This is a genomic window from Bradyrhizobium sp. LMG 9283 (genome assembly GCF_045571415.1).
GTDB lineage: Bacteria > Pseudomonadota > Alphaproteobacteria > Rhizobiales > Xanthobacteraceae > Bradyrhizobium.
Map to the genome: position 1 here is coordinate 2527571 of NZ_CP120691.1, position 23984 is coordinate 2551554.

19 protein-coding genes and 3 pseudogenes are annotated in these 23984 nt (G+C 63.5%); 5 read left to right on the forward strand and 17 right to left on the reverse strand.

Annotated elements, in window-relative coordinates:
- The first annotated feature begins 198 nt into the window (after positions 1–198).
- Entirely contained in the window at positions 199–1722 is a 1524-nt protein-coding gene (locus P6U29_RS11750) for an SUMF1/EgtB/PvdO family nonheme iron enzyme (protein WP_407117747.1), read from the forward strand.
- Positions 1723–1737: 15 nt separating this feature from the next.
- The gene (locus tag P6U29_RS11755) at positions 1738–2202 is read left to right on the forward strand and encodes a DUF4399 domain-containing protein (protein WP_407119299.1); all 465 of its coding nucleotides are present in this window, start codon (positions 1738–1740) and stop codon (positions 2200–2202) included.
- Here P6U29_RS11755 and P6U29_RS11760 read toward each other — a convergent pair whose 3' ends face one another.
- The 10 genes from P6U29_RS11760 to pqqA all read right to left on the reverse strand — a co-directional run bounded on the left by P6U29_RS11760 (position 2203) and on the right by pqqA (position 12191).
- Positions 2203–3258, reverse strand: coding sequence for a 2-oxoacid:ferredoxin oxidoreductase subunit beta (locus P6U29_RS11760; protein WP_407117748.1), 1056 nt, complete (start codon positions 3256–3258; stop codon positions 2203–2205).
- Positions 3255–5102 carry a 2-oxoacid:acceptor oxidoreductase subunit alpha gene (locus P6U29_RS11765; protein ID WP_407117749.1) on the reverse strand — a complete coding sequence of 616 codons (1848 nt, stop codon included), beginning with the start codon at positions 5100–5102 and terminating at the stop codon, positions 3255–3257. The genes P6U29_RS11760 and P6U29_RS11765 overlap by 4 nt, the downstream gene beginning before the upstream one ends.
- A complete protein-coding gene (locus P6U29_RS11770) occupies positions 5072–6871 on the reverse strand; it encodes an FAD-dependent oxidoreductase (RefSeq protein WP_407117750.1) in 1800 nt (599 codons plus the stop codon). Before P6U29_RS11770 ends, P6U29_RS11765 begins: the two co-directional genes overlap by 31 nt.
- A 236-nt stretch (positions 6872–7107) precedes the next feature.
- Positions 7108–7785, reverse strand: a complete 678-nt coding sequence (locus P6U29_RS11775) for a hypothetical protein (protein ID WP_407117751.1) — start codon at positions 7783–7785, stop codon at positions 7108–7110.
- A 10-nt stretch (positions 7786–7795) separates the two neighbouring features.
- A complete protein-coding gene (pip, locus tag P6U29_RS11780; RefSeq protein ID WP_407117752.1) occupies positions 7796–8782 on the reverse strand; it encodes a prolyl aminopeptidase in 987 nt (328 codons plus the stop codon).
- Complete coding sequence (gene pqqE / locus P6U29_RS11785) at positions 8772–9965, reverse strand: pyrroloquinoline quinone biosynthesis protein PqqE (protein ID WP_407117753.1); 1194 nt, start codon at positions 9963–9965, stop codon at positions 8772–8774. Before pqqE ends, pip begins: the two co-directional genes overlap by 11 nt.
- Positions 9962–10273, reverse strand: a complete 312-nt coding sequence (pqqD, locus tag P6U29_RS11790) for a pyrroloquinoline quinone biosynthesis peptide chaperone PqqD (protein WP_145635171.1) — start codon at positions 10271–10273, stop codon at positions 9962–9964. Before pqqD ends, pqqE begins: the two co-directional genes overlap by 4 nt.
- A 12-nt stretch (positions 10274–10285) precedes the next feature.
- On the reverse strand, positions 10286–11065 hold the full coding sequence (pqqC, locus tag P6U29_RS11795) for a pyrroloquinoline-quinone synthase PqqC (protein ID WP_407117754.1): 780 nt from the start codon (positions 11063–11065) through the stop codon (positions 10286–10288).
- Positions 11062–11991, reverse strand: a complete 930-nt coding sequence (gene pqqB / locus P6U29_RS11800; RefSeq protein ID WP_407117755.1) for a pyrroloquinoline quinone biosynthesis protein PqqB — start codon at positions 11989–11991, stop codon at positions 11062–11064. The genes pqqC and pqqB overlap by 4 nt, the downstream gene beginning before the upstream one ends.
- Before the next feature lie 119 nt (positions 11992–12110).
- Complete coding sequence (gene pqqA / locus P6U29_RS11805; RefSeq protein WP_045002119.1) at positions 12111–12191, reverse strand: pyrroloquinoline quinone precursor peptide PqqA; 81 nt, start codon at positions 12189–12191, stop codon at positions 12111–12113.
- Between the two features lie 273 nt (positions 12192–12464).
- Between pqqA and P6U29_RS11810 the strand changes: the two genes are divergently transcribed.
- Entirely contained in the window at positions 12465–12722 is a 258-nt protein-coding gene (locus tag P6U29_RS11810) for a DUF6894 family protein (protein ID WP_407117756.1), read from the forward strand.
- A gap of 118 nt (positions 12723–12840) precedes the next feature.
- Positions 12841–14005 (forward strand): annotated as a pseudogene (locus P6U29_RS11815) (IS110 family transposase).
- Positions 14006–14567: 562 nt separating this feature from the next.
- Here P6U29_RS11815 and P6U29_RS11820 read toward each other — a convergent pair.
- Both P6U29_RS11820 and tarD read right to left on the reverse strand, forming a co-directional pair.
- The gene (locus tag P6U29_RS11820; protein WP_407117757.1) at positions 14568–14855 is read right to left on the reverse strand and encodes a GIY-YIG nuclease family protein; all 288 of its coding nucleotides are present in this window, start codon (positions 14853–14855) and stop codon (positions 14568–14570) included.
- 334 nt (positions 14856–15189) lie between these two features.
- Positions 15190–16359: a D(-)-tartrate dehydratase gene (tarD, locus tag P6U29_RS11825; RefSeq protein ID WP_407117758.1), complete on the reverse strand. Its 1170-nt coding sequence runs from the start codon at positions 16357–16359 to the stop codon at positions 15190–15192.
- Between the two features lie 120 nt (positions 16360–16479).
- On the opposite strand from tarD, the pseudogene P6U29_RS11830 reads away from it, so the two are divergent.
- Positions 16480–17644, forward strand: a pseudogene (locus P6U29_RS11830) (IS110 family transposase).
- Positions 17645–18224: 580 nt separating this feature from the next.
- Here the strand turns inward: P6U29_RS11830 and P6U29_RS11835 are convergent.
- From P6U29_RS11835 to P6U29_RS11855, 5 genes and pseudogenes are all read right to left on the reverse strand, one after another.
- Complete coding sequence (locus P6U29_RS11835; protein ID WP_197962788.1) at positions 18225–18467, reverse strand: DUF3297 family protein; 243 nt, start codon at positions 18465–18467, stop codon at positions 18225–18227.
- 11 nt (positions 18468–18478) lie between these two features.
- Positions 18479–18955 carry a glutathione peroxidase gene (locus tag P6U29_RS11840; protein ID WP_407117759.1) on the reverse strand — a complete coding sequence of 159 codons (477 nt, stop codon included), beginning with the start codon at positions 18953–18955 and terminating at the stop codon, positions 18479–18481.
- A gap of 2 nt (positions 18956–18957) precedes the next feature.
- Entirely contained in the window at positions 18958–20358 is a 1401-nt protein-coding gene (locus P6U29_RS11845; protein WP_407117760.1) for an amidase family protein, read from the reverse strand.
- A gap of 622 nt (positions 20359–20980) precedes the next feature.
- Positions 20981–22144: pseudogene (locus P6U29_RS11850) on the reverse strand (IS110 family transposase).
- Positions 22145–22430: 286 nt separating this feature from the next.
- Positions 22431–23783, reverse strand: coding sequence for a malonyl-CoA decarboxylase (locus P6U29_RS11855; protein WP_407117761.1), 1353 nt, complete (start codon positions 23781–23783; stop codon positions 22431–22433).
- Positions 23784–23984 lie beyond the last annotated feature (201 nt).

Consider the following 23984-nt stretch of genomic DNA (forward strand, 5'->3'; position numbering starts at 1 on the left):
GGCCAACGGCCTCTCGCCGGGCCTTAGTCACTGCTGCGATCAGGAAGGTTCAATGGGTGTGACGCCTTGATTTTCCGGAACCCGATGCCGGCGATTGCTGCGACATTGTCTCGGTTCGTCAATGTGGTAGCCTTCACAGACGACCGCCTTTGGCAGTCGTAGGCTGGGGCTGCCTTCCAAGTTTGTGGAGTCCCCCGCATGGGCGAAATTCGCAACTTCAGATCCGGAAATCAGGATGAGCCGCCGCCGCACGGCGCGATGCCTCGTCGTCTCGCCGCAATCATCGTCGGCGACATCGCCTCCTACAGCCGGTTGATGCAGGCCGACGAGGAAGGCACGCATGTTCGCGTCAAGCGGATCGAGCGAGATCTCATCCAGCCCAGCATCATCGAACACCATGGAAGCTTGGTGAAGACGACCGGCGACGGCTTCATCGCCATTTTCGACAGTCCCGTGGAGGCCGTTCGATGCAGCATCGTCATCCAGCAAAATCTCGTCGGTCGCAACGCTTCGGTTCCCAAGCATTCCCGGCTCGAATATCGGATTGGCGTCAATCTCGGCGACGTCATCGTGGAGCCGGACGACATCTATGGTGACGGCGTCAACATCGCCACGCGCATCGAGGGCATCGCGGAGCCGGGGCAGGTCTACATCTCCGGCGCGATCTACGAGCAGATCAAGCACAAGATCGTGTGCGGCTATGAGTCGCTCGGCGACCGCAAGGTCAAGAACATCACCGATCCCGTGCGCGTCTATCGCGTGCTGCCGGATGCAGATGCCGTCGGCAGGACAAGAAGCCGGCGCGAGAACGCGCTGATCTTTTTCCTGGCCATCACGCTGCTCGTCATTGCCGCCGGCGCACTCTGGTATCTGCTGGCACAGCCGCAGGGCAGGGTGGGCGAACAGGTCGCAGCGCCCGCCGTTTCTCCGGCGCCATCCCCGGTCCCGCAAGCTCCGCCGCGCGAAGCCGCAACGCAGGCGCCGCAACCGTCTCCCTCATTGGCTTCGGCGCCTCCATCGCCCGCGCCGGCGCCAAGCCCGTCCGCGGTGCGCGAGCCCGAAATGATCGCCATTCGCGGCGGCAGTTTCGCGATGGGAAGCAACGACGATCCGACCGAGCGTCCCGTCCACCAGGTCACGATCAAGCCGTTCTCGATCGGAAAGTACCCCGTGACGGTGCGAGAGTGGAACGAATGCGCGGCCGCCAACGCGTGTGGTTTCACCGCGACCGGCAAGGACGATGCGCCGGTCAGCAATGTGAGCTGGACTGACGCGCAGCAATATGCCGCCTTTCTGTCGCAGGCGACGAAAAAGCAGTACCGGCTCCCGAGCGAGGCCGAATGGGAATACGCAGCCCGCGGCGGAACGCAAACGAAGTATTGGTGGGGCGACAAGCTCCAGCCGGGCATGGCCGGGTGCAAGGATTGCGGCGACCTCGCGGCTGAGCAGCCGGCGAAGGTCGGCAGCTTCAAGCCCAATCCATTCGGACTCCACGACATGGGCGGCGGCGTCGACCAGTGGGTCGAGGATTGCTGGCACAAGAATTATCAGGGCGCGCCCGTCGACGGCTCGGCATGGACCGGCGGCGACTGCTCATCGCACGTCCTGCGCTCTGGCTCCTGGAAGAACGATTCGAGATACGTGCGGCCGTCCAACCGCGATGGCTATGATACCAATGTTCGTTACCCGACGCATGGATTCCGTGTCGCGCTCAGTCCTTAAGGCTGGAGTAGTTTGATGAAAATCATTTACTGCGCCGCGCTGGCGGCGGCGCTCGCATTGCTGCCAATTGTTTTGCTGCCAGGCGCTGCTTACTCTCAGGGCAAGGCCGCTCCCAAAGGCGCAAAGCTCTATTTCATCACTCCGCAGGACGGGCAGAAGATCCGGGGCGGGTTCTGGGTCCGGTTCGGTCTGCGCAACATGGGCGTGACGCATGCTGGCGATGACTACCAGAACGCCGGGCATCACCATTTGTTGGTCGACGTCAACGATCCCATCGATACCAAGGAACCGATCCCGCAGGACAAGTCCCATCTGCATTTCGGAGCCGGGCAAACCGAAACGTTTCTCGAGCTTCCGCCCGGCACGCACACGCTGCAGCTGGTGCTGGGCGATGCGAAGCACTATCCCTTCGATCCGCCCGTCGCATCTGAGAAGATCACCGTACGCGTCAGGCAGCCCGGTCCAGTGCCGCGCCGTTGATCACCGCAGGCTGGCGTTGATCTTGTCCAGCACTGCCGAGCCCGGGCACAGCGCATCCGCTTCCAGCGTGTTGAGCGGGGTCTCGACGGTGTTGAGATGCTCGTGCAGGTCTTCGGCCTCGGGATCGACGTACAGAAGGCCGGTGACGATCTGGCCCTTGGCGGCGTGCCGCGCGAGGAAGGTCTGGGCGCCCAGCCGGTCATGCGGATCGTAATCCGCGTCGATCTTGCGCAGCGCGATCTTGCTGCCGTCGTGCTGCTCGACCACCTGCACCGTGCCCGGCGCGTAATCGACGGCGATCGGATCGCGGCCGACCAGCACGTCGAGCCGGTTCACGGCATCATTGTGTTCGCGGACATAGTCGAAGCTCTTGGTCGAGCCGGCGTGGTTGTTGAAGGCGATGCAGGGGCTGATCACGTCGATGAAGGATGCGCCCTTGTGGCCGATCGCGGCGGCGATCAGCGGCACCAGCTGGCTCTTGTCGCCGGAAAACGAGCGCGCCACGAAGGTGGCCCCCAACTGCAGCGCGATCGCAACGAGGTCGATGGCGTTGTCGGTGTTGGTGACGCCCTTCTTGCTCTTCGAGCCGCGGTCGGCGGTGGCCGAGAACTGGCCCTTGGTCAGGCCGTAGACGCCGTTGTTCTCGACGATATAGGTCATGTTGACGCCGCGCCGGATCGAATGCGCGAACTGGCCGAAACCGATCGAGGCGGAATCGCCGTCGCCGGAGACGCCGAGATAGATCAGGTCGCGGTTGGCGAGATTGGCGCCGGTGAGCACGGATGGCATGCGGCCGTGCACGGAATTGAAGCCGTGCGAATTGCCGAGGAAATAGTCCGGAGTCTTCGACGAGCAGCCGATGCCGGAGATTTTTGCCACCCGGTGCGGCTCGATCGACAGCTCATAGCAGGCCTCGATGATCGAGGCCGTGATCGAATCGTGGCCGCAGCCGGCGCACAGCGTCGAGATCTTGCCTTCGTAATCGCGATGCGTGTAGCCGAGCGCGTTTTTCTTCAGCCCCGGATGATGGAATTTCGGCTTTGCAATGTAGGTCATGACACGGCCTTGCGGAGCGGGGTCACCTTGAGGTGGTCCTGGTGGTCGCCAACGGCTTTTGCGATGAAACGGGCGGTGATCGGGGTGCCGTCGTAGTGCACGATGGGCACCAGACGGACGGGATCGATGCCGTTCTCGTTGACGATGAGCTGGCGCAGCTGGCTGTCGCGGTTCTGCTCGACCACATAGACGAAGTCGTGCTCGGCGAGGAAGCTCGCAACGCTCGAATGGAACGGGAAGGCGCGGATGCGCAGGCGGTCGAGCTGATGCCCGCGCGCTTCCAATAGCCCGATCGCCTCGTCCATCGCCGGCGAGGTCGAGCCGAAATAGATCACGCCATATTTGGTCGGCCGCTCCGAATTGGCCTGCAGCGGCCGCGGCACGAGGTCCTGCGCGGTCTCGAACTTGCGCACCAGGCGCTGCATATTGTCGGCATAAACCGTGCCTTCCTCGGAATAGCGGGCATAGCGATCACGCGAGGTGCCGCGGGTGAAATAGGAGCCCTTGGTCGGATGCGTGCCGGGATAGGTGCGGTACGGAATGCCGTCGCCATCGACATCGAGATAGCGCCCGAAATCGCGGCCCTCCTCCAGCATCTCCGCCGTCATGATCTTGCCGCGGTCATATTGCCGCGCATCGTCCCACTTCAGCGGACGGCAGAGCCGGTGGTTCATGCCGATGTCGAGGTCGAGCATCAGGAAGATCGTGGTCTGCAGCCGCTCGGCGAGATCGAAGGCCGCGGCCGCGAACTCGAATGCTTCGGCCGGATCTTCCGGGAACAGCAGCACATGCTTGGTGTCGCCGTGCGAAGCATAGGCACAGGCGATGATGTCGCATTGCTGGGTGCGCGTCGGCATGCCCGTGGAGGGGCCGGCGCGTTGGATGTTCATGATCACCGCCGGAATCTCGGCGAAGTAGGAGAGGCCGATGAACTCCGTCATCAGCGAGATGCCGGGACCGGAGGTCGCGGTGAAGGCGCGGGCGCCGTTCCAGGACGCGCCGATGACGATGCCGATCGAGGCGAGCTCGTCCTCGCCCTGCACGATGGCGTATTTCGCCTTGCCGGTCACAGGATCGTGCCGGTACTTCTTGCAATGGGCGGTGAAGGCCTCCGCCACCGACGAGGACGGCGTGATCGGATACCAGGCGCACACCGTGGCGCCGCCATAGACGGCGCCGAGCGCGGCGGCGCTGTTGCCCTCGATGAAGATGCGGTCACCGACCTTGTCGGACTTCTTGACCCTGAGCCCGATCGGGCATTTCAAGTTCTGCAGCGCCCAGTCGCGGCCGAGATGGAGCGCGTGGACGTTGGAGGAGAGCAGCTTCTCCTTGCCCTTGTACTGCTCGCCGATCAGCTGCTCGATCAGCTTGGGGTCCATGTCGAGCAGCGCCGAGAGGCTGCCCAGATAGATGATGTTCTTGAACAGCTGGCGCTGGCGCGGATCGGTGTAGGTCGAGTTGGTGATCGCGGTCAGCGGCACGCCGATCACGGTGATGTCGTCGCGGAATTTTGTCGACGGCATCGGCTTGGTGGAATCGTAGAACAGATAGCCGCCGGGCTCGATGCCGACGACGTCCTTGTCCCAGGTCTGCGGGTTCATCGCCACCATCATGTCGACGCCGCCGCGGGCGCCGAGATGACCGGCTTCGGTCACGCGCACCTCGTACCAGGTCGGCAGGCCCTGGATGTTGGAGGGGAAGATGTTGCGCGGGGACACCGGCACGCCATGGCGCAGGATCGCGCGCGCGAACATTTCGTTGGCGCTGGCCGAGCCCGAGCCGTTGACGTTGGCGAAGCGGACGACGAAGTCGTTTACGCTGCTGATCGGCTTTTTGTCGGACATGTCGAACCTGCGTGGGTCATATCGATGAAATATTTCTGCATGTCCCAGGCTCCGGTGGGACAACGCTCGGCGCACAACCCGCAATGCAGGCAGACATCCTCGTCCTTCACCATCACGCGCCCGGTCTTGAGGTCGCTGGACACGTAGAGGTCCTGGTCCGGACGCGGCGAGGGCGCCTTCAGGCGCTGGCGCAGATCGTCTTCCTCTCCATTGTCAGTGAAGGTGATGCAGTCCATCGGGCAGATGTCGGCGCAGGCGTCGCACTCGATGCACAGCGAGGTCGAGAACACCGTCTGGACGTCGCAGTTCAGGCAGCGCTCGGCTTCGCCCAGTGCGAGCTTGACGTCGTAGCCCAGCTCGACCTCGGCGCGGATGTCCTTCAGCGCGATGACCTTGTCGCGATGCGGCACCTTGAAGCGCTTGTCGTTGGAGATGTCGTTGTCATAGCTCCATTCGTGGATGCCCATCTTCTGCGAGGAGATTTGCACCTCCGGCAGCGGGCGCTCGGTGATGTCCTCGCCCGAGAGCATCTTGTGGATCGACAGCGCGGCGTCATGGCCGTGCGCGACCGCCCAGATGATGTTCTTCGGCCCGAATGCGGCGTCGCCGCCGAAGAACACTTTCGGGTTGGTCGAGGCGAAGGTCTTGGGATCGACCTTCGGCATGTGCCATTTGTCGAACTCGATGCCGCAATCCTGCTCTATCCAGGGGAAGGCGTTCTCCTGGCCGACCGCGACAAGCACGTCGTCGCAGGGAATGGTCTGATCGGGATCGCCCGAAGGCACCAGATTGCGGCGGCCTTTTGCATCGTATTCTGCTTTGACGTGCTGGAAGGTGACGCCGATCAGCTTGCCGGCGACATGCTTGAATGCCACCGGCACCATGTAGTTGAGGATCGGAATATCCTCGTGGATCGCGTCTTCCTTCTCCCAGGGCGAGGCCTTCATCTCCTCGAAGCCGGAACGCACGACCACCGTGACTTTCTCGCCGCCGAGACGGCGTGCGGTGCGGCAGCAGTCCATCGCGGTGTTGCCGCCGCCGAGCACGATGACGCGCTTTCCGATCTTGTCGACATGGCCGAACGACACATTGGCCAGCCACTCGATGCCGATATGGATGTTCGCGGCGGCTTCCTTGCGGCCGGGAATGTCGAGCTCGCGGCCGCGCGGCGCGCCGGAGCCGACGAAGATCGCGTCGTACTTCTCCGCAAGCAGCGCCTTCATGCTGTCGATGCGATGGCCGCCCTTGAACTCGACGCCGAGGTTCAAGATGTAGCCGGTCTCCTCGTCGATGACGGAGTTGGGCAGGCGGAATTTCGGAATCTGCGTGCGCATCATGCCGCCGGCTTCCGGATCGGCATCGAACACGGTGCAGTGATAGCCGAGCGGCGCAAGATCACGCGCCACCGTCAGCGAGGCGGGGCCACCGCCAACCAGCGCAACGCGCTTGCCGTTCTTCGGCACGGGCTTCGGCAGTCGCTGCCTGATGTCGTCCTTGAAGTCGGCCGCGACGCGCTTCAGGCGGCAGATCGCCACCGGATTCTCCTCGACGCGTCCGCGGCGGCACGCCGGCTCGCAGGGACGATCGCAGGTGCGTCCCAGGATTCCAGGGAACACGTTCGATTTCCAATTGATCATGTAGGCGTCGCTGTAGCGGCCTTGTGCGATCAGTCGGATGTATTCGGGAACCGGGGTGTGCGCAGGACAGGCCCACTGGCAATCGACCACCTTGTGAAAGTAGTCGGGGGCCGCGATATCGGTCGGTTTCATTCCTACCCTGTCCGCGCAGGCCCAAAGACCCCGCGGCCTTTTCTTTAGCTTGGCGGACGCTTAACGCGTCTCGATCTGGTTTCTGAATGACGTCATTGGGTTAGCTTATTAGAACCGTTCCGAAGTACAACGGCAAATTTGGACGCTTCCCCTCTTTCATGGGAGCTACGCGCAAGCAGCATCAATGCCGCACGCCAGTCTGCGTGCGGTGCAACATGCTGCGATGCGGATGCTGTTCAGCTGCGCGTGATGTCGCTCTTCGCGAGGTCCCACATCAGGCAGTAGATGCCGACGGAGATGGGAAGCGGGAAGGGCGCAGCGGCCGGGCCGGTGAAGCGCTCGGCGATGACGGCGGAGACCGCGCCGATATGCGTGCCGTCGATCAGTACGAACCAGTCGCGCGCGCCCTCGCTGCGCACAGCCGGTATTTCCGCCGTTGCGCCCGACAATTCCGGCTCGCTTTCGAGCAGATGCATCGAGACGATGCCGTCTTGCTCATCCGGCGTCAGCCTCTCTTGCAGTGCATCACGCCAGGACGCGGCATTGTCGGGCGTCGGCCGCAGCCGTACCACGCCGAGCGCAGCCCCGCGTCCGGTGCCCTTGCTGATGGTGATGCGCGCGACGACACGGAGCATGTCCTTGAAGCGCGCCATGGTCTGCCGCGACCAATCGGTCGGATTGGCGAGGCGCGCCTGGTAGGCGGGACTGTCGAGCACGTCGAGCGTCGCGGTCGAATACAGGCAGAGATATTTCGGATTGGCGGCATGCGCGACATAGCGCCGCGCTTCGAGGAAGCCGTCGATCGCGACGCGCTCTTCCAGATGCTCGCGATCGTACCAGCGGTTGAAGTCGGCTTCGTCTGAAACGTCGATGTTCATCGACGTCAGCAGCATGCCTTTCCCGGCGAGCGGCATTCTTGTCCTCTCATCGCCCGATCTTCGACGCGAGGTCCGCAATCGACTTCATCACCGCGTCCCTCACGCCGCCATCATAGAGCGAATGTCCGGCTTCTTCCACGATGCGAAGCTCGGAACCGGACCAGACTTTCGCAAGGGCCTGGGATGTCGCGGGCGGGCACAACAGGTCGTAGCGCCCCTGCACGATGATGCCGGGAATGCCTTCGAGCCGGCCCGCGTTTCGCAGCAGCTGGTTCTCGCTCATGAAGCTGTCGTTGACCAAATAATGCGCCTCCATGAACGGCGTCGCCGGCAGCGTCCGCCACACGTTCAGCGAGGCCAGGTCCAGCCGTGTCTTTGCGGGCTTGTGCTCGGAGAGTGTCCGCTCGGTGTCGTGCCAGGCCTTCGCCGCCGGGCCATGCACGCTTGGGTCGGCATCGAGGATGCGGCGCCAATACGCCTCCACCGGCCGTTCCCGTTCTTCCCGAGGCAGCACGCTGAGGAAATCCTCGTACAGCGCGGGATGGAATTGCGACAGGCGCGAGGTGAAGGCCGTCTCGACCTCGGCCCGCGTGCCGAGAAACGTCGCGCGCAGCGCGATACCGGAGACGCGCTCGGGATGCGCCTCTGCATACGCCAGCGCCAGCGTCGCACCCCAGGAGCCGCCGACCACGATCCAGCGTGAGATGCCGAACTTTTCGCGGATCTTCTCCATGTCCGCGATCAGATGCGCCGTGGTGTTATGCTCGCGCGATCCCTTGGGACGGCTGCGGCCGCAGCCGCGCTGGTCGAACAAGATGGCGCAGAAGCGGTCGGGATCGAACAGCCGGCGATGATCGGGCTGGCAGCCGCTGCCGGGCCCGCCATGCAGATAGATCGCAGGGATTCCGTCCGCGCGCCCGACGCTCTCGATATAGAGCTCATGGCCGTCGCCGACGTCGAGCATGTCCGAGGTCAGCGGCGCAAAAGGATCGGCGCGCCTCACCGAGCTGGCTGCGTCGGCGTCAGGCGTCATTCTCGGATTCCAGAGTGCCGCCGGCGAAGTTGCGGTAGAGGAAGCGGTTGGTCTCGCCCTCGGCCTCGCGCTCGGCCTGCTTGAAGATGGTCTCGTGCAGCGGCGACAGCGCGCAGGCCGGGTCGGTGTTGGCGGCATCGCCCGTCAGCGCAAAGGCCTGGCAGCGGCAGCCGCCGAAATCGATTTCGCGGAATTCGCAAGACTTGCACGGCTCCTTCATCCAGCCGGTGCCGCGATAGCGGTTGAAGGCCTCCGAGTTCTGCCAGATCCAGGCGATCGAATGGTTGGAGCGCACCGATTCGAACTCGAGCCCGGTGATGCTCTCGGCGGCGTGGCAAGGCAACACCTTGCCGGCGGGCGAGATGTTGAAGAACTGCCGGCCCCAACCGCCCATGCACTTCTTCGGCCGCAACGCGTAATAATCCGGCACGACATAGTCGATGGTTAGCCGGCCCTTCAGCCGTTCGCGCGCCTCCTCGACGAGGCGGGTGCATTCGTCCAGCTGCGCCACGGTCGGCATCAAGGCGGCGCGGTTCTTCAGCGCCCAGCCGTAATACTGGACATTGGCGACCTCGAGCCGGTCGGCGTCGAGATCGAGGGCCATCTGGATGATCTCGGGGAGCTGGTGCAAATTCTGCCGGTGCATCACCGCGTTCACGGTGAGCGGCAGGTCGAGCTCGCGCGTCCATTTCGCCACTTCGAGCTTCTTGCGGTGAGCGTTCTTGTAGCCTGCGACGCGATCGGCAAGGCCTTGCTCGACGCCCTGGAAGCTGATCTGGACATGGCAGAGCCCGGCGTCCGCGAGCTCGCTGAGCTTCTCGCGCGTCAGCAGCACGGCCGAGGTGATGAGGTTGGTGTAGAGGCCAGCGTCGCTGGCATGCTTGACCAGCTCGACCAGGTCCTTCCGCGCTGTCGGCTCGCCGCCGGAGAAATGCACCTGCAGCACGCCGATCTCGGCGAGCTCGCTCAGCACCTTCTTCCACTCCTCGGTGGTCAGCTCCTTACCCGCGCGGTCGAGCTCGACCGGGTTGGAGCAGTAGGGGCATTGCAGCGGGCAACGATGCGTGATCTCGAGCAGCACTGCGAGCGGAATGCCAAACGCCTCCGCCGTCGAGCGCTGCTTCTCCAGCACCGCAAGGCTGTCGCTGGTCTCGGGCGGGATGTTGCCGAGCACCTCGCTCATGACGTCTTCTCCCTGATCTCGGTGAGAAAGCCCTTGTCGGCGAGATCCTGCAGCATGACGATGACGTCGGCCAGGATCGCCTCACGTGGAGCTGCGTATTTTGCCGCGAGCTGATCGGCGACGTCGCCGACATTGCGCTCGCCATTGCAGAGCTGCAAGACCTCGACCGCGATCTCATCAGGCGCCAGCACCCGCTCCGGCGCCAGGATCACCCAGACCTTTCGCGTCTCGTCATACTTCAGCTTGGCATGCCGCGGCAGCACGGGGCGGCTTGCCTCGCTGACGCTGATGTTCCGCGGCCCAGCCATCGATCCTCCTCTTCAGCTCGCTTTGGGCACGAATGCGCCCGGCGGAATGTGGCCCTCGACATAGGCGTGATAGAGCGCATCGAGCTGCGCCCACAGCACGTTGGTCTTGAAGATCAGCGCATTGCAGACCGATGCGCGCTCCTCCGGCGTCCTCGCATGCGCCTTGACATAGTCGAGCGCGAAGCCGGCATCGCGCGGCGCCTGGGCCAGGCGGCGCTTGAAGTAGCTCATGATCTCAGGATTGACGAAGTCGTAATGCTCCAGCATGCCCGAGATGCGCTCTTCGTGCAGGTTCGGCGCGAACAGCTCGGTGAGCGAGGAGGCGATCGCCTCGAGCGGGCTTTTTTCGCGGCAGAAGTGGACGTAAGCCTCCACGGCGAAACGCGTCGCCGGCAAAATGCCCTCGGTCGATTCCACGTAAGCCGTGTCGAGCCCGAGCCCTTCGGTCAGCTTGAGCCAGCGCTCGATGCCGCCCTCGGAGCCGACATCGCCGTCGTGGTCCTCGATACGGTGGCGCCATTCCACGCGCGTGGTGCGGTCGCGGAAGCGCGAGATCACCACCGCGTCCTTGATCGGGATCGTGCTCTGGTAATAGTAGCGGTTCAGCGCCCAGGCCTGCACCTGGCCCTTGTTCAGCTTGCCGCCATGCAAGAGCTTATGGAACGGATGCAGGCTGTGATAGCGCGTCGCCCCGATATGGCGCAGCGTCGCCTCGAGCTCCTCGGCCGAGTTGAGCCTCAAATCCTTGCCGATCGAGAGCGCGGTCATTCCAGTCAGTGACGCGGCATTCACAGCACGATCTCCGTTCCATCCGCAGGTATCTGCCAGCCCGCCTGCTCAGCGGCTTTGCGCTCGGGCGAGCCGGGCAGCAGCGCCGGATTCGAGTTATTGATATGCAGAAACAGCTTCCTGTCGATATTGAGGTCGGCCAGCCGCGCGATCGCGCCGTCTTCGCCGGACATGGCGACATGTCCCATGCTCTTGCCGGTCTTGTGACCGAGGCCGGCCCTGATCATCTCGTCGTCGCGCCAGACCGTGCCGTCGAAGAACACCAGCGCCGCGCCGTCGATCTCGGCCTTGAGCGCGTCGGTGACTTCGGCGCAGGCCGCGATGAAGTAGAAGAACTTGCCCGTGGCCTTGTCCGTGATCTTCAGGCCCAGTGTGTCGCCGTCGCCGCTCTCGCCGCCCGGATGCACCTTGCCTTCCAGATACCAGGCCGACTTGCCCGGCACCGCGAAGGGTAGCACCTCCAGGCCGGAGCGCGCACCATCCGGCAGCCGGGGCTCGAATGGCTCACTGACACCGATCGGCTGGCGCCGCACGTTCTTCTCGTTCAGCACGTTGAAGATGCTGTTGCTGGCAAGGATCGCCAGCACCTTCTCATGCGCATACACCGTAAACGGCGAGCCCTCGCGCATCGACAGCAGCCCCGCCACCGCATCGACTTCGCTATTGGTCAAAATCACGCCCGCAATCGGCGTGTGACGCAGCGCGCCCAGCTTGGGGTGCAGTTGGGGCGTGGCATTCAATTGCTGCCGCAGGTCGGGGGAGGCGTTGATCAGGAACCAGTGCTCGCCGTCGCCGCTGAAGGCGACCGAGGCTTGGGTCCTTTGAAGCTCGTGGCCGCCGCTGCGGGCCGCTCGGCAGCCCTCGCAGCCGCAATTCCATTGCGGAACTCCGCCGCCGGCCCCGGCGCCCAGGACGACGACGCGAAGCATGATCCGTCTCCTGGAGGCAAATTCGCGAGGTGAATCTCAGGCCGACACAAATCCCGTCTTCCGGGAATGCATCGTGACCGAAAAGATCCACCTGCGCAGAACGCAATCTCACCAACCGCTTACTTGCGGGTGGCGCTCACATACATGTTGATTTCCATGCCGCAGGGCACTTCGACGATCTTCGGGGTTTTCCAGGCCATTTCGGCTCTCCATCTTGCGAATTCGGGACGTATCTGCCCGCCCGTTAAACTAATGCTGGCGGAAAAGTTCGCCAGTGAAATTTTCCCGACCTAGGTAGTAGGCCAGCGGAATTGTTGCACTGCAAAGTGAGCGCATTGCGGCCGTAAAGATGAGCGAATGCCGTCCGCAAAATCGCCGATAGGTCGTGATCCCTGTCGGGATAAACGAGTTGTGAGTATGGAACGGCTCCTAACGGCTTCTATTCGACTACAGGCGACCCCATTGGATCAGGCATGCCCAGATATTTCTTCAACACCCGTATCGGCGACGAATTGATCGTGGATCCTGACGGCGAGGACCTGCGCAACCCCGATCGCGCCTGGGAGGTCGCGCGCCAGATGATCCTTGAGGTGGTGAAGTCGGAAGGCACCCAACGGGCCCTGCTGGACGCGGTGATCGAGGTGACCGACGCCGACGGGGAGATCGTGCTGGAGTTTCCCTTCACCGAGGCCCTGCTGGATATGCCGGACCAATCGGCGACAAGGCATTGAGCCCAGCTTTCTCCCCGTCATTGCGAGGAGCCCTTGCGACGAAGATTCCATGGGGAGTGGATAGCGACCGGGTCTGAGGCCAGACTGAGGTTGCTGAAGCACTCAACCTGGGACAACGATGTTGCTCGATCATCTTTCCGACGGACTGGCCGCTATCCGGACGCAGATTGGCGCAATTTTTGTGTCATTGGAACTGAGCCGTTCGACATGGCTGGTTACATCGCTGTCGCCCGGCAAGGGCGAGAAGATGTCCAAACACAGCGTGAAGGCCGGCGCTATTGCGGAGCTCTTGAAGCTCTTTGCAGCGCTGAAGCGTAAGGCACAGGCGCGAACGGGCGAGAGTTATCCGATCATCACCATCCAGGAGGCGGGGCTGGATGGGTTCTGGCTTCACCGCACTCTGCAGTCGGAGGGCGTCGAGAGCTACGTGGTCGATCCGGCCTCGATCGCGACGCCGCGCCGGCGCCGGCGGGCCAAGACGGACCGGTTGGACGGCGAGACGCTGTTGCGGTCGCTTCTGGCCTACAAGCGCGGCGAGCCACGGGTCTGCGCGATGGTCGTTGCCCCTCTCCGGAAGAAGAGGACCGCCGCAGGCTTTGCCGAGAGCGGCGGACCTTGATCGCGGAGCGGATCGTGCATGTGAACCGGATCAAGGGTGTTCTGTTTGCGCAAGGGATATTCGACTACGTGCCGCTGCGGCGCGATCGACGGACGCGGCTCGAGGCCTTGCGCACGGGGACGGGCGGCTGCTGCCGGCGCATTTGAAGGCGCAGATCAGCCGCGAGCTCGACCGGCTCGAACTTCTGCTTGACCAGATCGCGGCGGTAGAGCGCGAGCAGGATGCATTGCTGGCTGCAAGCCGACCAGCAGGCGAGAAGGCTGCATCGAACCCGGTCGCGATGCTGCTCGACTTGAAGGGTCTGGGCCCGAACTTTGCTGCCATTCTCTGGTCGGAGGCCTTCCACCGTCAGTTCACCAACCGCCGCCAGGTTGCGTCCTATGCCGGTCTTGCGGCCACGCCATGGCGCAGTGGCGGCATTGAGCGTGAGCAGGGCGTGTCGAAGGCCGGCAATCCGCGCCTGAGAACCACGATGATCCAGCTCGCCTGGTTGTGGATACGTCACCAGCCTCAATCGGCTCTGACCCAGTGGTTCAAGGCCAACAGCCAGCGCGGCCGCAAGCGCACAATCGTGGCGCTGGCGCGCAAGCTGCTCGTGGCCCTGTGGAAATACGTGACCGCCGGCGTCGTGATCGAGGGAGCCGTGGTGAAGCCCGGCGCCTGACACCACGCCTCTCAGCCTCAAAACCAATCCGCCGAGGTTGATCAGCCTCGGCCGATCCGGGTGGACGAACCGATGGATTGCATGGCTTCAAACGCCGTAACGAAGAAGGGTCTCGTCCTCTCGAGCCTGCCCGCCGCAAGCGGAATGTTGGTGCAGTCGCCACCGCGCAACGACCGAATGTGAGTTTGATCTGGCATGCAAACCAGATTGCCAAAACCGGCTCGACCCTTGGATCGCCAACCATAGGAGTAGTTCACGCCGCACTTCCCGACCTAACGAGCCTGAAGGCGTGCTCGCTCAGGTCAAGACCAAGCCGCTTCGCGGCGGCCCTCACGGGCCGGTCTTGACCTGATCTGCGCGCGCCATCCGAAAAGTTCCGCGGTCGGGACGAAGAGCTGGCCTGCAATCGAACAAAGAGCTGACCATAAATCTTGACACATCAAATCCCCATGTGAGCAATCCAGGGTCTTTCCGCGGAGAGATTCTGGATTGCTTCGCTACGCTCGCAATCACGGAGTGTGTGGCGACTACCCTGCGAGGACTGTCCAAGCTTGACGCGCGTTCAGATCAGCGTCTCGTACAAATCCATCCACTCCGGATTGAGGCTCTTGATGAGCGCAAGCTTTTTTGCCCGGCTGCCGCCCTTGATCTGCTTCTCGCGCGCAATCGCGTCCGTCATGGTCGCATGCAGCTCATACCAAACAAGAAGCTTGCAGCCGTACTTCGACGAAAAGCCCTTTACCAATCCCTCGCGATGCTCGAACGCGCGGCGCGGCGGATTGGAGGTGACGCCCGTGTAGATCGTTCCGTTGCGGCGATTGGCGAACATGTACACGCAGGGCTGCTTCATAATCGTACTCGGCTGAGGACAGCCGCTACGATAGCACAACCAGGAGGTGATTGCGAGACTTTCGCCACATCGTGCGAGAGCACTTCCGACGAAGCAATCTAGACTGCCTCCGCCGGAGAGATTCTGGATTGCTTCGCTGCGCTCGCAATGACGGAGTGCGTGGAAACGACCGAGACAATCTCCGGCTGCCATCTACGCGTGAAGTACCGGTATGCCCCTCTCTCCTTCGTCATTGCGAGGAGCTCTTGCGACGAAGCAATCCAGGCTGCTTCTGCAGAAAGACTCTGGATTGCTTCGCTGCGCTCGCAATGACGAGTGTGTCGCCACAGTCCCCCTACTCCGCCAGCGCCTTCATCTCCTTGTAGAGATCTGACTTGCCTTCGAAGCCGATGCCTGCAAGCTCGGGCATGGTGATGTGGCCGTTCTCGACGCGGACGCCGTCCGGGAAGCCGCCGTAGGGCTGGAACAGATCGGGGTAGCTCTCGTTGCCGCCGAGGCCGAGGCCGGCGGCGATGTTGAGGGACATCTGGTGGCCGCCGTGGGGGATGCAGCGGCTCGGCGACCAGCCATGGGTCTTCAGCACCTCCAGCGTGCGCTGGTATTCGCACAGGCCATAGGACAGCGCGCAGTCGAATTGCAGCCAGTCGCGGTCGGGGCGCATGCCGCCGTAGCGGATCAGGTTGCGAGCATCCTGATGGCTGAACAGGTTCTCGCCGGTCGCCATCGGGCCCGGATAGAATTCGGCGAGCGCGGCCTGCAGCGCGTAGTCAAGGGGATCGCCGGCCTCCTCGTACCAGAACAAGGGATAGTCGCGGAGCATTTTTGCGTAGGCGATCGCGGTCTCCAGATCGAAGCGGCCGTTGGCGTCGACCGCGAGCTGCGCGTCCTTGCCGATCTCCTTCAGTACCGCCTCGATGCGCGTGCGGTCTTCTTCGATCGGCGCGCCGCCGATCTTCATCTTCACGACGTTGTAGCCGCGGTCGAGATAGCCGCGCATCTCACCACGCAGCATCGAGAGATCCTTGCCGGGATAATAGTAGCCGCCGGCGGCGTAGACGAAGACGCGCGGATTGGCGGTGAGGCCGTGGCGCTCGGCGAGCAGGCGGAACAGCGGCTTGCGGGCGATCTTCGCCACCGCATCCCACACCGCCATATCGATGGTGCCGACCGCGACCGAACGCTCGCCATGGCCGCCGGGCTTCTCGTTGGTCATCATCGCGGCCCAGACCTTGTCAGGGTCGAGATTGTCGCCGGAAGCATTCAGCAGCGACTTCGGATCGGCTTCGAGAATACGAGCGGCAAAGCGCTCGCGGATGAGGCCGCCCTGGCCGTAGCGACCGTTGGAGTTGAAGCCGTAGCCGACGACGCGTTTTCCCTCGCGCACGACGTCGGTGACGACGGCAACTAAGCTCGTCGTCATCTTGGTGAAGTCGATATAGGCGTTGCGGATCGGGGACGAGATCGGTTTGGTGATCTCGCGGACGTCGATGATGCGGACAGACATGGGCGGCCTTTGCTGGTTATTGTCGTCATTGCGAGCAGAGCGAAGATTCCATGGGGAGTGGATAGCGACCGGGTCTGAGGCCAGACTGAGGTTGCTGAAGCACTCAACCTGGAGACAACGATGTTGCTCGATCATCTTTCCAACGGACTAGCCGCTATCCGGACGCAGATTGGCGCAATTTTTGTGTCATTGGAACTGAGCCGTTCGACCTGGCTGGTTACATCGCTGTCGCCCGGCAAGGGCGAGAAGATGTCCAAACACAGCGTGAAGGCCGGCGCTATTGCGGAGCTTTTGAAGCTCTTTGCAGCGCTGAAGCGTAAGGCCCAGGCGCGAACGGGCGAGAGTTATCCGATCATCACCATCCAGGAGGCGGGGCTGGATGGGTTCTGGCTTCACCGCACTCTGCAGTCGGAGGGCGTCGAGAGCTACGTGGTCGATCCGGCCTCGATCGCGACGCCGCGCCGGCGCCGGCGGGCCAAGACGGACCGGTTGGACGGCGAGACGCTGTTGCGGTCGCTTCTGGCCTACAAGCGCGGCGAGCCACGGGTCTGCGCGATGGTCGTTGCCCCTCTCCGGAAGAAGAGGACCGCCGCAGGCTTTGCCGGGAGCGGCGGACCTTGATCGCGGAGCGGATCGTGCATGTGAACCGGATCAAGGGTGTTCTGTTTGCGCAAGGGATATTCGACTACGTGCCGCTGCGGCGCGATCGACGGACGCGGCTTGAGGCCTTGCGCACGGGGACGGGCGGCTGCTGCCGGCGCATTTGAAGGCGCAGATCAGCCGCGAGCTCGACCGGCTCGAACTTCTGCTCGACCAGATCGCGGCGGTAGAGCGCGAGCAGGATGCATTGCTGGCTGCAAGCCGACCAGCAGGCGAGAAGGCTGCATCGAACCCGGTCGCGATGCTGCTCGACTTGAAGGGCCTGGGCCCGAACTTTGCTGCCATTCTCTGGTCGGAGGCCTTCCACCGTCAGTTCACCAACCGCCGCCAGGTTGCGTCCTATGCCGGTCTTGCGGCCACGCCATGGCGCAGTGGCGGCATTGAGCGTGAGCAGGGCGTGTCGAAGGCCGGCAATCCGCGCCTGAGAACCACGATGATCCAGCTCGCCTGGCTGTGGATACGTCATCAGCCTCAATCGGCTCTGACCCAGTGGTTCAAGGCCAACAGCCAGCGCGGCCGCAAGCGCACAATCGTGGCGCTGGCGCGCAAGCTGCTCGTGGCCCTGTGGAAATACGTGACCGCCGGCGTCGTGATCGAGGGAGCCGTGGTGAAGCCCGGCGCCTGACACCACGCCTCTCAGCCTCAAAACCAATCCGCCGAGGTTGATCAGCCTCGGCCGATCCGGGTGGACGAACCGATGGATTGCATGGCTTCAAACGCCGTAACGAAGAAGGGTCTCGTCCTCTCGAGCCTGCCCGCCGCAAGCGGAATGTTGGTGCAGTTGCCACCGCGCAACGACCGAATGTGAGTTTGATCTGGCATGCAAACCAGATTGCCAAAACCGGCTCGACCCTTGGATCGCCAACCATAGGAGTAGTTCACGCCGCACTTCCCGACCTAACGAGCCTGAAGGCGTGCTCGCTCAGGTCAAGACCAAGCCGCTTCGCGGCGGCCCTCACGGGCCGGTCTTGACCTGATCTGCGCGCGCCATCCGAAAAGTTCCGCGGTCGGGACGAAGAGCTGGCCTGCAATCGAACAAAGAGCTGACCATAAATCTTGACACATCAAATCCCCATGTGAGCAATCCAGGCTGTCACTGCGGAAAGATTCTGGATTGCTTCGTCGCAAGGGCTCCTCGCAATGACGAGGAGAAAGAGTGCGCCCCTCGCAATGACGTGGAGAGAGCGGCTCGCGCTCGGCTCAAACTATTTCTTATCCCTGAAATACGGCTCGACCGGCCCGTGCACCTTGATGGTCAGCGGGTTGCCGTAGCGGTCCTTGGCGTTGCCGGCGGTGACGCGGACCCAGCCTTCGCTGATGCAGTACTCCTCGACATTGGTCTTCTCGATGCCCTTGAAGCGGATGCCGACATCGCGCGCCAGGATCTCAGCATTGTAATAGGGGCTGTTCGGATCGACCGACAGGCGGTCCGGAAATTCGTCGCTCATGATTGTCTCGCTCACAACAGTGTTTCGATTTGCTGCCGCAATCCTTCGGGTCGTGCGGTCGGCGCGTATCGCGCGACCACCTTGCCGGCACGGTCCACCAGGAATTTGGTGAAATTCCATTTGATGGAGGCGCCCAAGAGGCCGGATTGCTGACGTTTCAGGTACTCATACAGAGGGTGCGCCTTCGGCCCGTTGACGTCGATCTTCTCGAACAGCGGGAAGGTGACGTCGTAATGGGTCGAGCAGAACTCCTGGATCTCGCTCGCCTGCCCCGGCTCCTGCGCGCCGAACTGGTTGCAGGGAAAGCCGAGCACCGAGAAGCCGCGCGGGGAGAGATCGCGATAGAGATCCTCGAGGCCGCGATATTGCGGCGTGAAACCGCATTTGCTCGCGGTGTTGACGATCAAGAGCACCTGCCCCTCGAACCGGCGCATCGGCACCTCCTCGCCGGCAAGCGAGTTGGCCTTGAAGTCGTAGATGGCGGTCATCACTAGCCCACGGGATCGATCGGCGACGGCGGCACGCCGCCGGCCTCGATCGCTTCGCCTGCCAGCAGGCACAGGTCCTCGCGATAACGACCCGACACGATGTGCACGCCGACCGGCGCCTTGCCGACGAGACCGGTGGAGACCACGAGGCCCGGCAATCCCATGAAGGGAATGGCGATCTGCGGCAGCTGCGCTTCCCAGACGCGCTTGAAGGATTCGTCGTCCTTACGGTCGAGATGATCGGGGAACGGCAATTCGCCGGAGACCGGCGTCAGCAGCACCGCATATTGTTCGAAGAACAGCATCCATTCGCGCGTCAGCGTGGCTCTCCGGGTCAGCGCCTTGGCGTAATTGGCCTGGTCCATCGGCGTGACCCTTGCGCGGTTGCCGCGCAGACAGGCCAGCGCGCCGGGATCGCCCTCGCGCTCGGCCATCTCCAGCTGCGCCTCATAACCGTCGCCGAGCCAGAGTTTTATTTGCCACTCGACCGCCTCGCGTATTGGCGGCGTGTCCGCGATGATGTCGACGGTCCAGCCGGCGCGTTCGAGGCGCTTGCCGGCATCGCTCACCGCCGCCTTCACCTCCGGCGTGGTGGCAAGGCCGCCCGGATTGAGGCAGAGCGCGGCACGCTTTTCCCGTGCGGGTCCTTGCAGCGGCACCGGCACGAACCAGGGGTCGCGGACGTCACGGGCAGACATCGCTTCGAGCGAGATGCGCAAGTCGCTGACCGTGCGCGCCAGAGGGCCTGACACCGCCATGATCTGCGGCCCGATCGGGCGCTCCGGCAGTGCCGGGTTGAAGGCGGGAATGCGGCCGAGCGTCGGGCGCAGACCGTGCACGCCGCAGGCATAGGCGGGATAGCGGATCGAGCCGGCGATGTCGGTGCCATGGGCGATGTGGCCGATGCCGGCCGCGACCGCCGAGCCGGCGCCGCCGGAGGAGCCGCCCGGGGTCAGCGAAGCGTCGCGAGGATTCTTGGTGTCGCCATGGATCAGATTGGTGGTGAACCAGCGGTAGGAGAAGGCCGGACAATTGGTGCGGCCGAGCAGGACGGCGCCGGCTTTGCGGAAATTGGCAACCACCGGATTGTCCTCGCGGGCGATCACGTCGCGCTGGAGCTGCAGGCCGTTGGTGGTGGCAAAGCCTTCCTGGTCGACATTGGCCTTGATGGTGACGGGCACGCCGGCGAGCACACCGGGGTCCTCGCCCCGCGCGATGGTGGCATCGACGGCATCGGCCTGCTTGAGCACGTCCTCCGGCCGGTGGTCGATCACGGCGTTCAACTGGGGATTGACCGCATCGAGCCGGGCGAGGCCAGCCTGCGCGGCCTCCCTGGCGGAGACTTTCCTGGACTTGACGAGGGTGGCGAGGTCGGCGGCCGACAGGCGCCAGAGGTCTTGCATGGCTTGCTCCGTGTAACCGGCGTCTTTTAGCGCCGGCAACGCGGCAAAGCCATGCGGATTTCGCGGGGGTGAAGGGCGGGTTTGGTGCCGGTAGGTGGCTCATTCTCCGTCATTGCGAGCGCAGCGAAGCAAATCCACACTGCCTCCGGGGAGAGATTCTGGATTGCTCACATGGGGATTTGATGTGTCAAGATTGATGGTCAGCTCTTTGTTCGATTGCAGGCCAGCTCTTCGTCCCGACCGCGGAACTTTTCGGATGGCGCGCGCAGATCAGGTCAAGACCGGCCCGTGAGGGCCGCCGCGAAGCGGCTTGGTCTTGACCTGAGCGAGCACGCCTTCAGGCTCGTTAGGTCGGGAAGTGCGGCGTGAACTACTCCTATGGTTGGCGATCCAAGGGTCGAGCCGGTTTTGGCAATCTGGTTTGCATGCCAGATCAAACTCACATTCGGTCGTTGCGCGGTGGCGACTGCACCAACATTCCGCTTGCGGCGGGCAGGCTCGAGAGGACGAGACCCTTCTTCGTTACGGCGTTTGAAGCCATGCAATCCATCGGTTCGTCCACCCGGATCGGCCGAGGCTGATCAACCTCGGCGGATTGGTTTTGAGGCTGAGAGGCGTGGTGTCAGGCGCCGGGCTTCACCACGGCTCCCTCGATCACAACGCCGGCGGTCACGTATTTCCACAGGGCCACGAGCAGCTTGCGCGCCAGCGCCACGATTGTGCGCTTGCGGCCGCGCTGGCTGTTGGCCTTGAACCACTGGGTCAGAGCCGATTGAGGCTGGTGACGTATCCACAACCAGGCGAGCTGGATCATCGTGGTTCTCAGGCGCGGATTGCCGGCCTTCGACACGCCCTGCTCACGCTCAATGCCGCCACTGCGCCATGGCGTGGCCGCAAGACCGGCATAGGACGCAACCTGGCGGCGGTTGGTGAACTGACGGTGGAAGGCCTCCGACCAGAGAATGGCAGCAAAGTTCGGGCCCAGGCCCTTCAAGTCGAGCAGCATCGCGACCGGGTTCGATGCAGCCTTCTCGCCTGCTGGTCGGCTTGCAGCCAGCAATGCATCCTGCTCGCGCTCTACCGCCGCGATCTGGTCAAGCAGAAGTTCGAGCCGGTCGAGCTCGCGGCTGATCTGCGCCTTCAAATGCGCCGGCAGCAGCCGCCCGTCCCCGTGCGCAAGGCCTCGAGCCGCGTCCGTCGATCGCGCCGCAGCGGCACGTAGTCGAATATCCCTTGCGCAAACAGAACACCCTTGATCCGGTTCACATGCACGATCCGCTCCGCGATCAAGGTCCGCCGCTCCCGGCAAAGCCTGCGGCGGTCCTCTTCTTCCGGAGAGGGGGCAACGACCATCGCGCAGACCCGTGGCTCGCCGCGCTTGTAGGCCAGAAGCGACCGCAACAGCGTCTCGCCGTCCAACCGGTCCGTCTTGGCCCGCCTGCGCCGGCGCGGCGTCGCGATCGAGGCCGGATCGACCACGTAGCTCTCGACGCCCTCCGACTGCAGAGTGCGGTGAAGCCAGAACCCATCCAGCCCCGCCTCCTGGATGGTGATGATCGGATAACTCGCCCGTTCGCGCCTGTGCCTTACGCTTCAGCGCTGCAAAGAGCTTCAAGAGCTCCGCAATAGCGCCGGCCTTCACGCTGTGTTTGGACATCTTCTCGCCCTTGCCGGGCGACAGCGATGTAACCAGCCATGTCGAACGGCTCAGTTCCAATGACACAAAAATTGCGCCAATCTGCGTCCGGATAGCGGCCAGTCCGTCGGAAAGATGATCGAGCAACATCGTTGTCCCAGGTTGAGTGCTTCAGCAACCTCAGTCTGGCCTCAGACCCGGTCGCTATCCACTCCCCATGGAATCTTCGTCGCAAGAGCTCCTCGCAATGACGGCGGAGAGAGCGGTGCCGCTCGCGGGCGTCTGGTCCGCGGCGGACTCCTGGAATAGTCTGAGGCGCCGCCCCACACTCCGTCATTGCGAGCGTAGCGAAGCAATCCAGAGTCTTTCCGCGGAGGCAGTCTGGATTGCTCCGCTGTGCTCGCAATGACGCTGTGACGCGAGCCGGGCGGCCTCTTTACGACAACCGCATATCCAGCAGCCTTCGCCCCTCGCCCTTCAGCAGCTTCTTCACCGCGCTCGACGCCACCACCTCGCCGTCGTTCGCGTAGGCCTCGTGGTTCTTCTCGATGTCGTCGAGGCGATAGAGGTAGTTGACCATCACGCCGGCGGACTCCCGCACACCTTTGGGCGAGAGGTCGCCCATCCAGTTGATGCGCTCCAGCCGCGCGCCGTTGCCGAGATGGAAGCGGGCGACGGAATCGATCAGCCGGCCCTTCGGCGTGCGCGCCCTCAGGAAATAATGCGCCGCGAGCGGCTCCAGCACGCCGCGGAGCAGTGCCGCCGTTTCGGGGCTTTCGAACCATTTGGGATCGTCGAGGCGCTTCAGCACCTCGCGGTCCTCGTCCGACAGCGGCAGGTCCTTGTCCTGTTTCACCCATTGCATGAAGCCGGGCACCGGCGACAGCGTCACGAAGCTGTCGAGCTTCGGGAGTTCGCGGCGCAGCTCCTCCACGACCTGCTTGATCAGGAAGCTGCCGAAGGAGATGCCGCCAAGACCGCGCTGGGTGTTGGAGATGGAATAGAACACGGCGGTGCGCGCCTTCTCGATGGGAAGGTGCTGGCGGTCGACCGCGAGCAGCGGCGCGATCGCGCCCGGGATTGTCTCCGTCAGCGCCACCTCGACGAAGATCAGGGGCTCGTCCACCATCGCAGGATGGAAGAAGGCGTAGCAGCGGCGATCGACCGGGTCGATGCGGCGGCGCAGATCATCCCAGTCGGAGATCTCATGCACGGCTTCGTAACGGATGATCTTTTCGAGGATGTTGGCCGGGGTCGACCAGTCGATCCTGCGCAGCACGAGAAACCCCCTGTTGAACCATGAAGAGAGAAGATGCGAGACGTCGCGGTCGAGCGCGGCGAGATCGGTGTGACCGTTCATCATGCCGAGCAGATCGGCGCGCATCTTGACGAGATCGCCGGTACCACCCGGCGCGCGGTTGAGGCGTCGGATCAGCTCCTGCCGCCGCGGCTCGGAGGCGAAGTGCAGGGCGCTGGCATCCTCGTCGCTCGGCTTGGCGCGCCATTGTTCGATCGCCCTGGAAAGTCGTTCCCGGTCGGGGCCGAAAAAGCGCACCAATCCTTCGAAGAAGGCGCGCCGTCCCGCCGCATCCAGCTCCTGATAGAGGTCGAGCACCTCGCGCGCCATGGCGGTGCCGGAGGCTTCGCCCCGGCCGGACAGCAGCGCGCCGCAAAGCTCGAGCAGTCCATCGGCATCCCGTTTGGTGTTCGAGGCGTCGCCGCGGCGAAGCAGCGTGCGACCGCGCTCGGAGATGGTGGCGAGCAGGTCGGAGAAGAAGGCGTTGGCCATCTGAGCTTTCGATTCAGGTTTGTGCGTGGCGGAAGCTTACATGGGATTTGGGTGGAAGCCGATCACAATCAAGCAGGGGAATGCGGCATCTTTAGTTGGAGCGTGCGTCTGGCGAATGCTGTCATGCCGGGGGAGATTGATGTGGCAGGCAGTACTCACTCCAAAGCGCGCTGTCATGCCCCGGCTCGCCGTCTTCGCTGA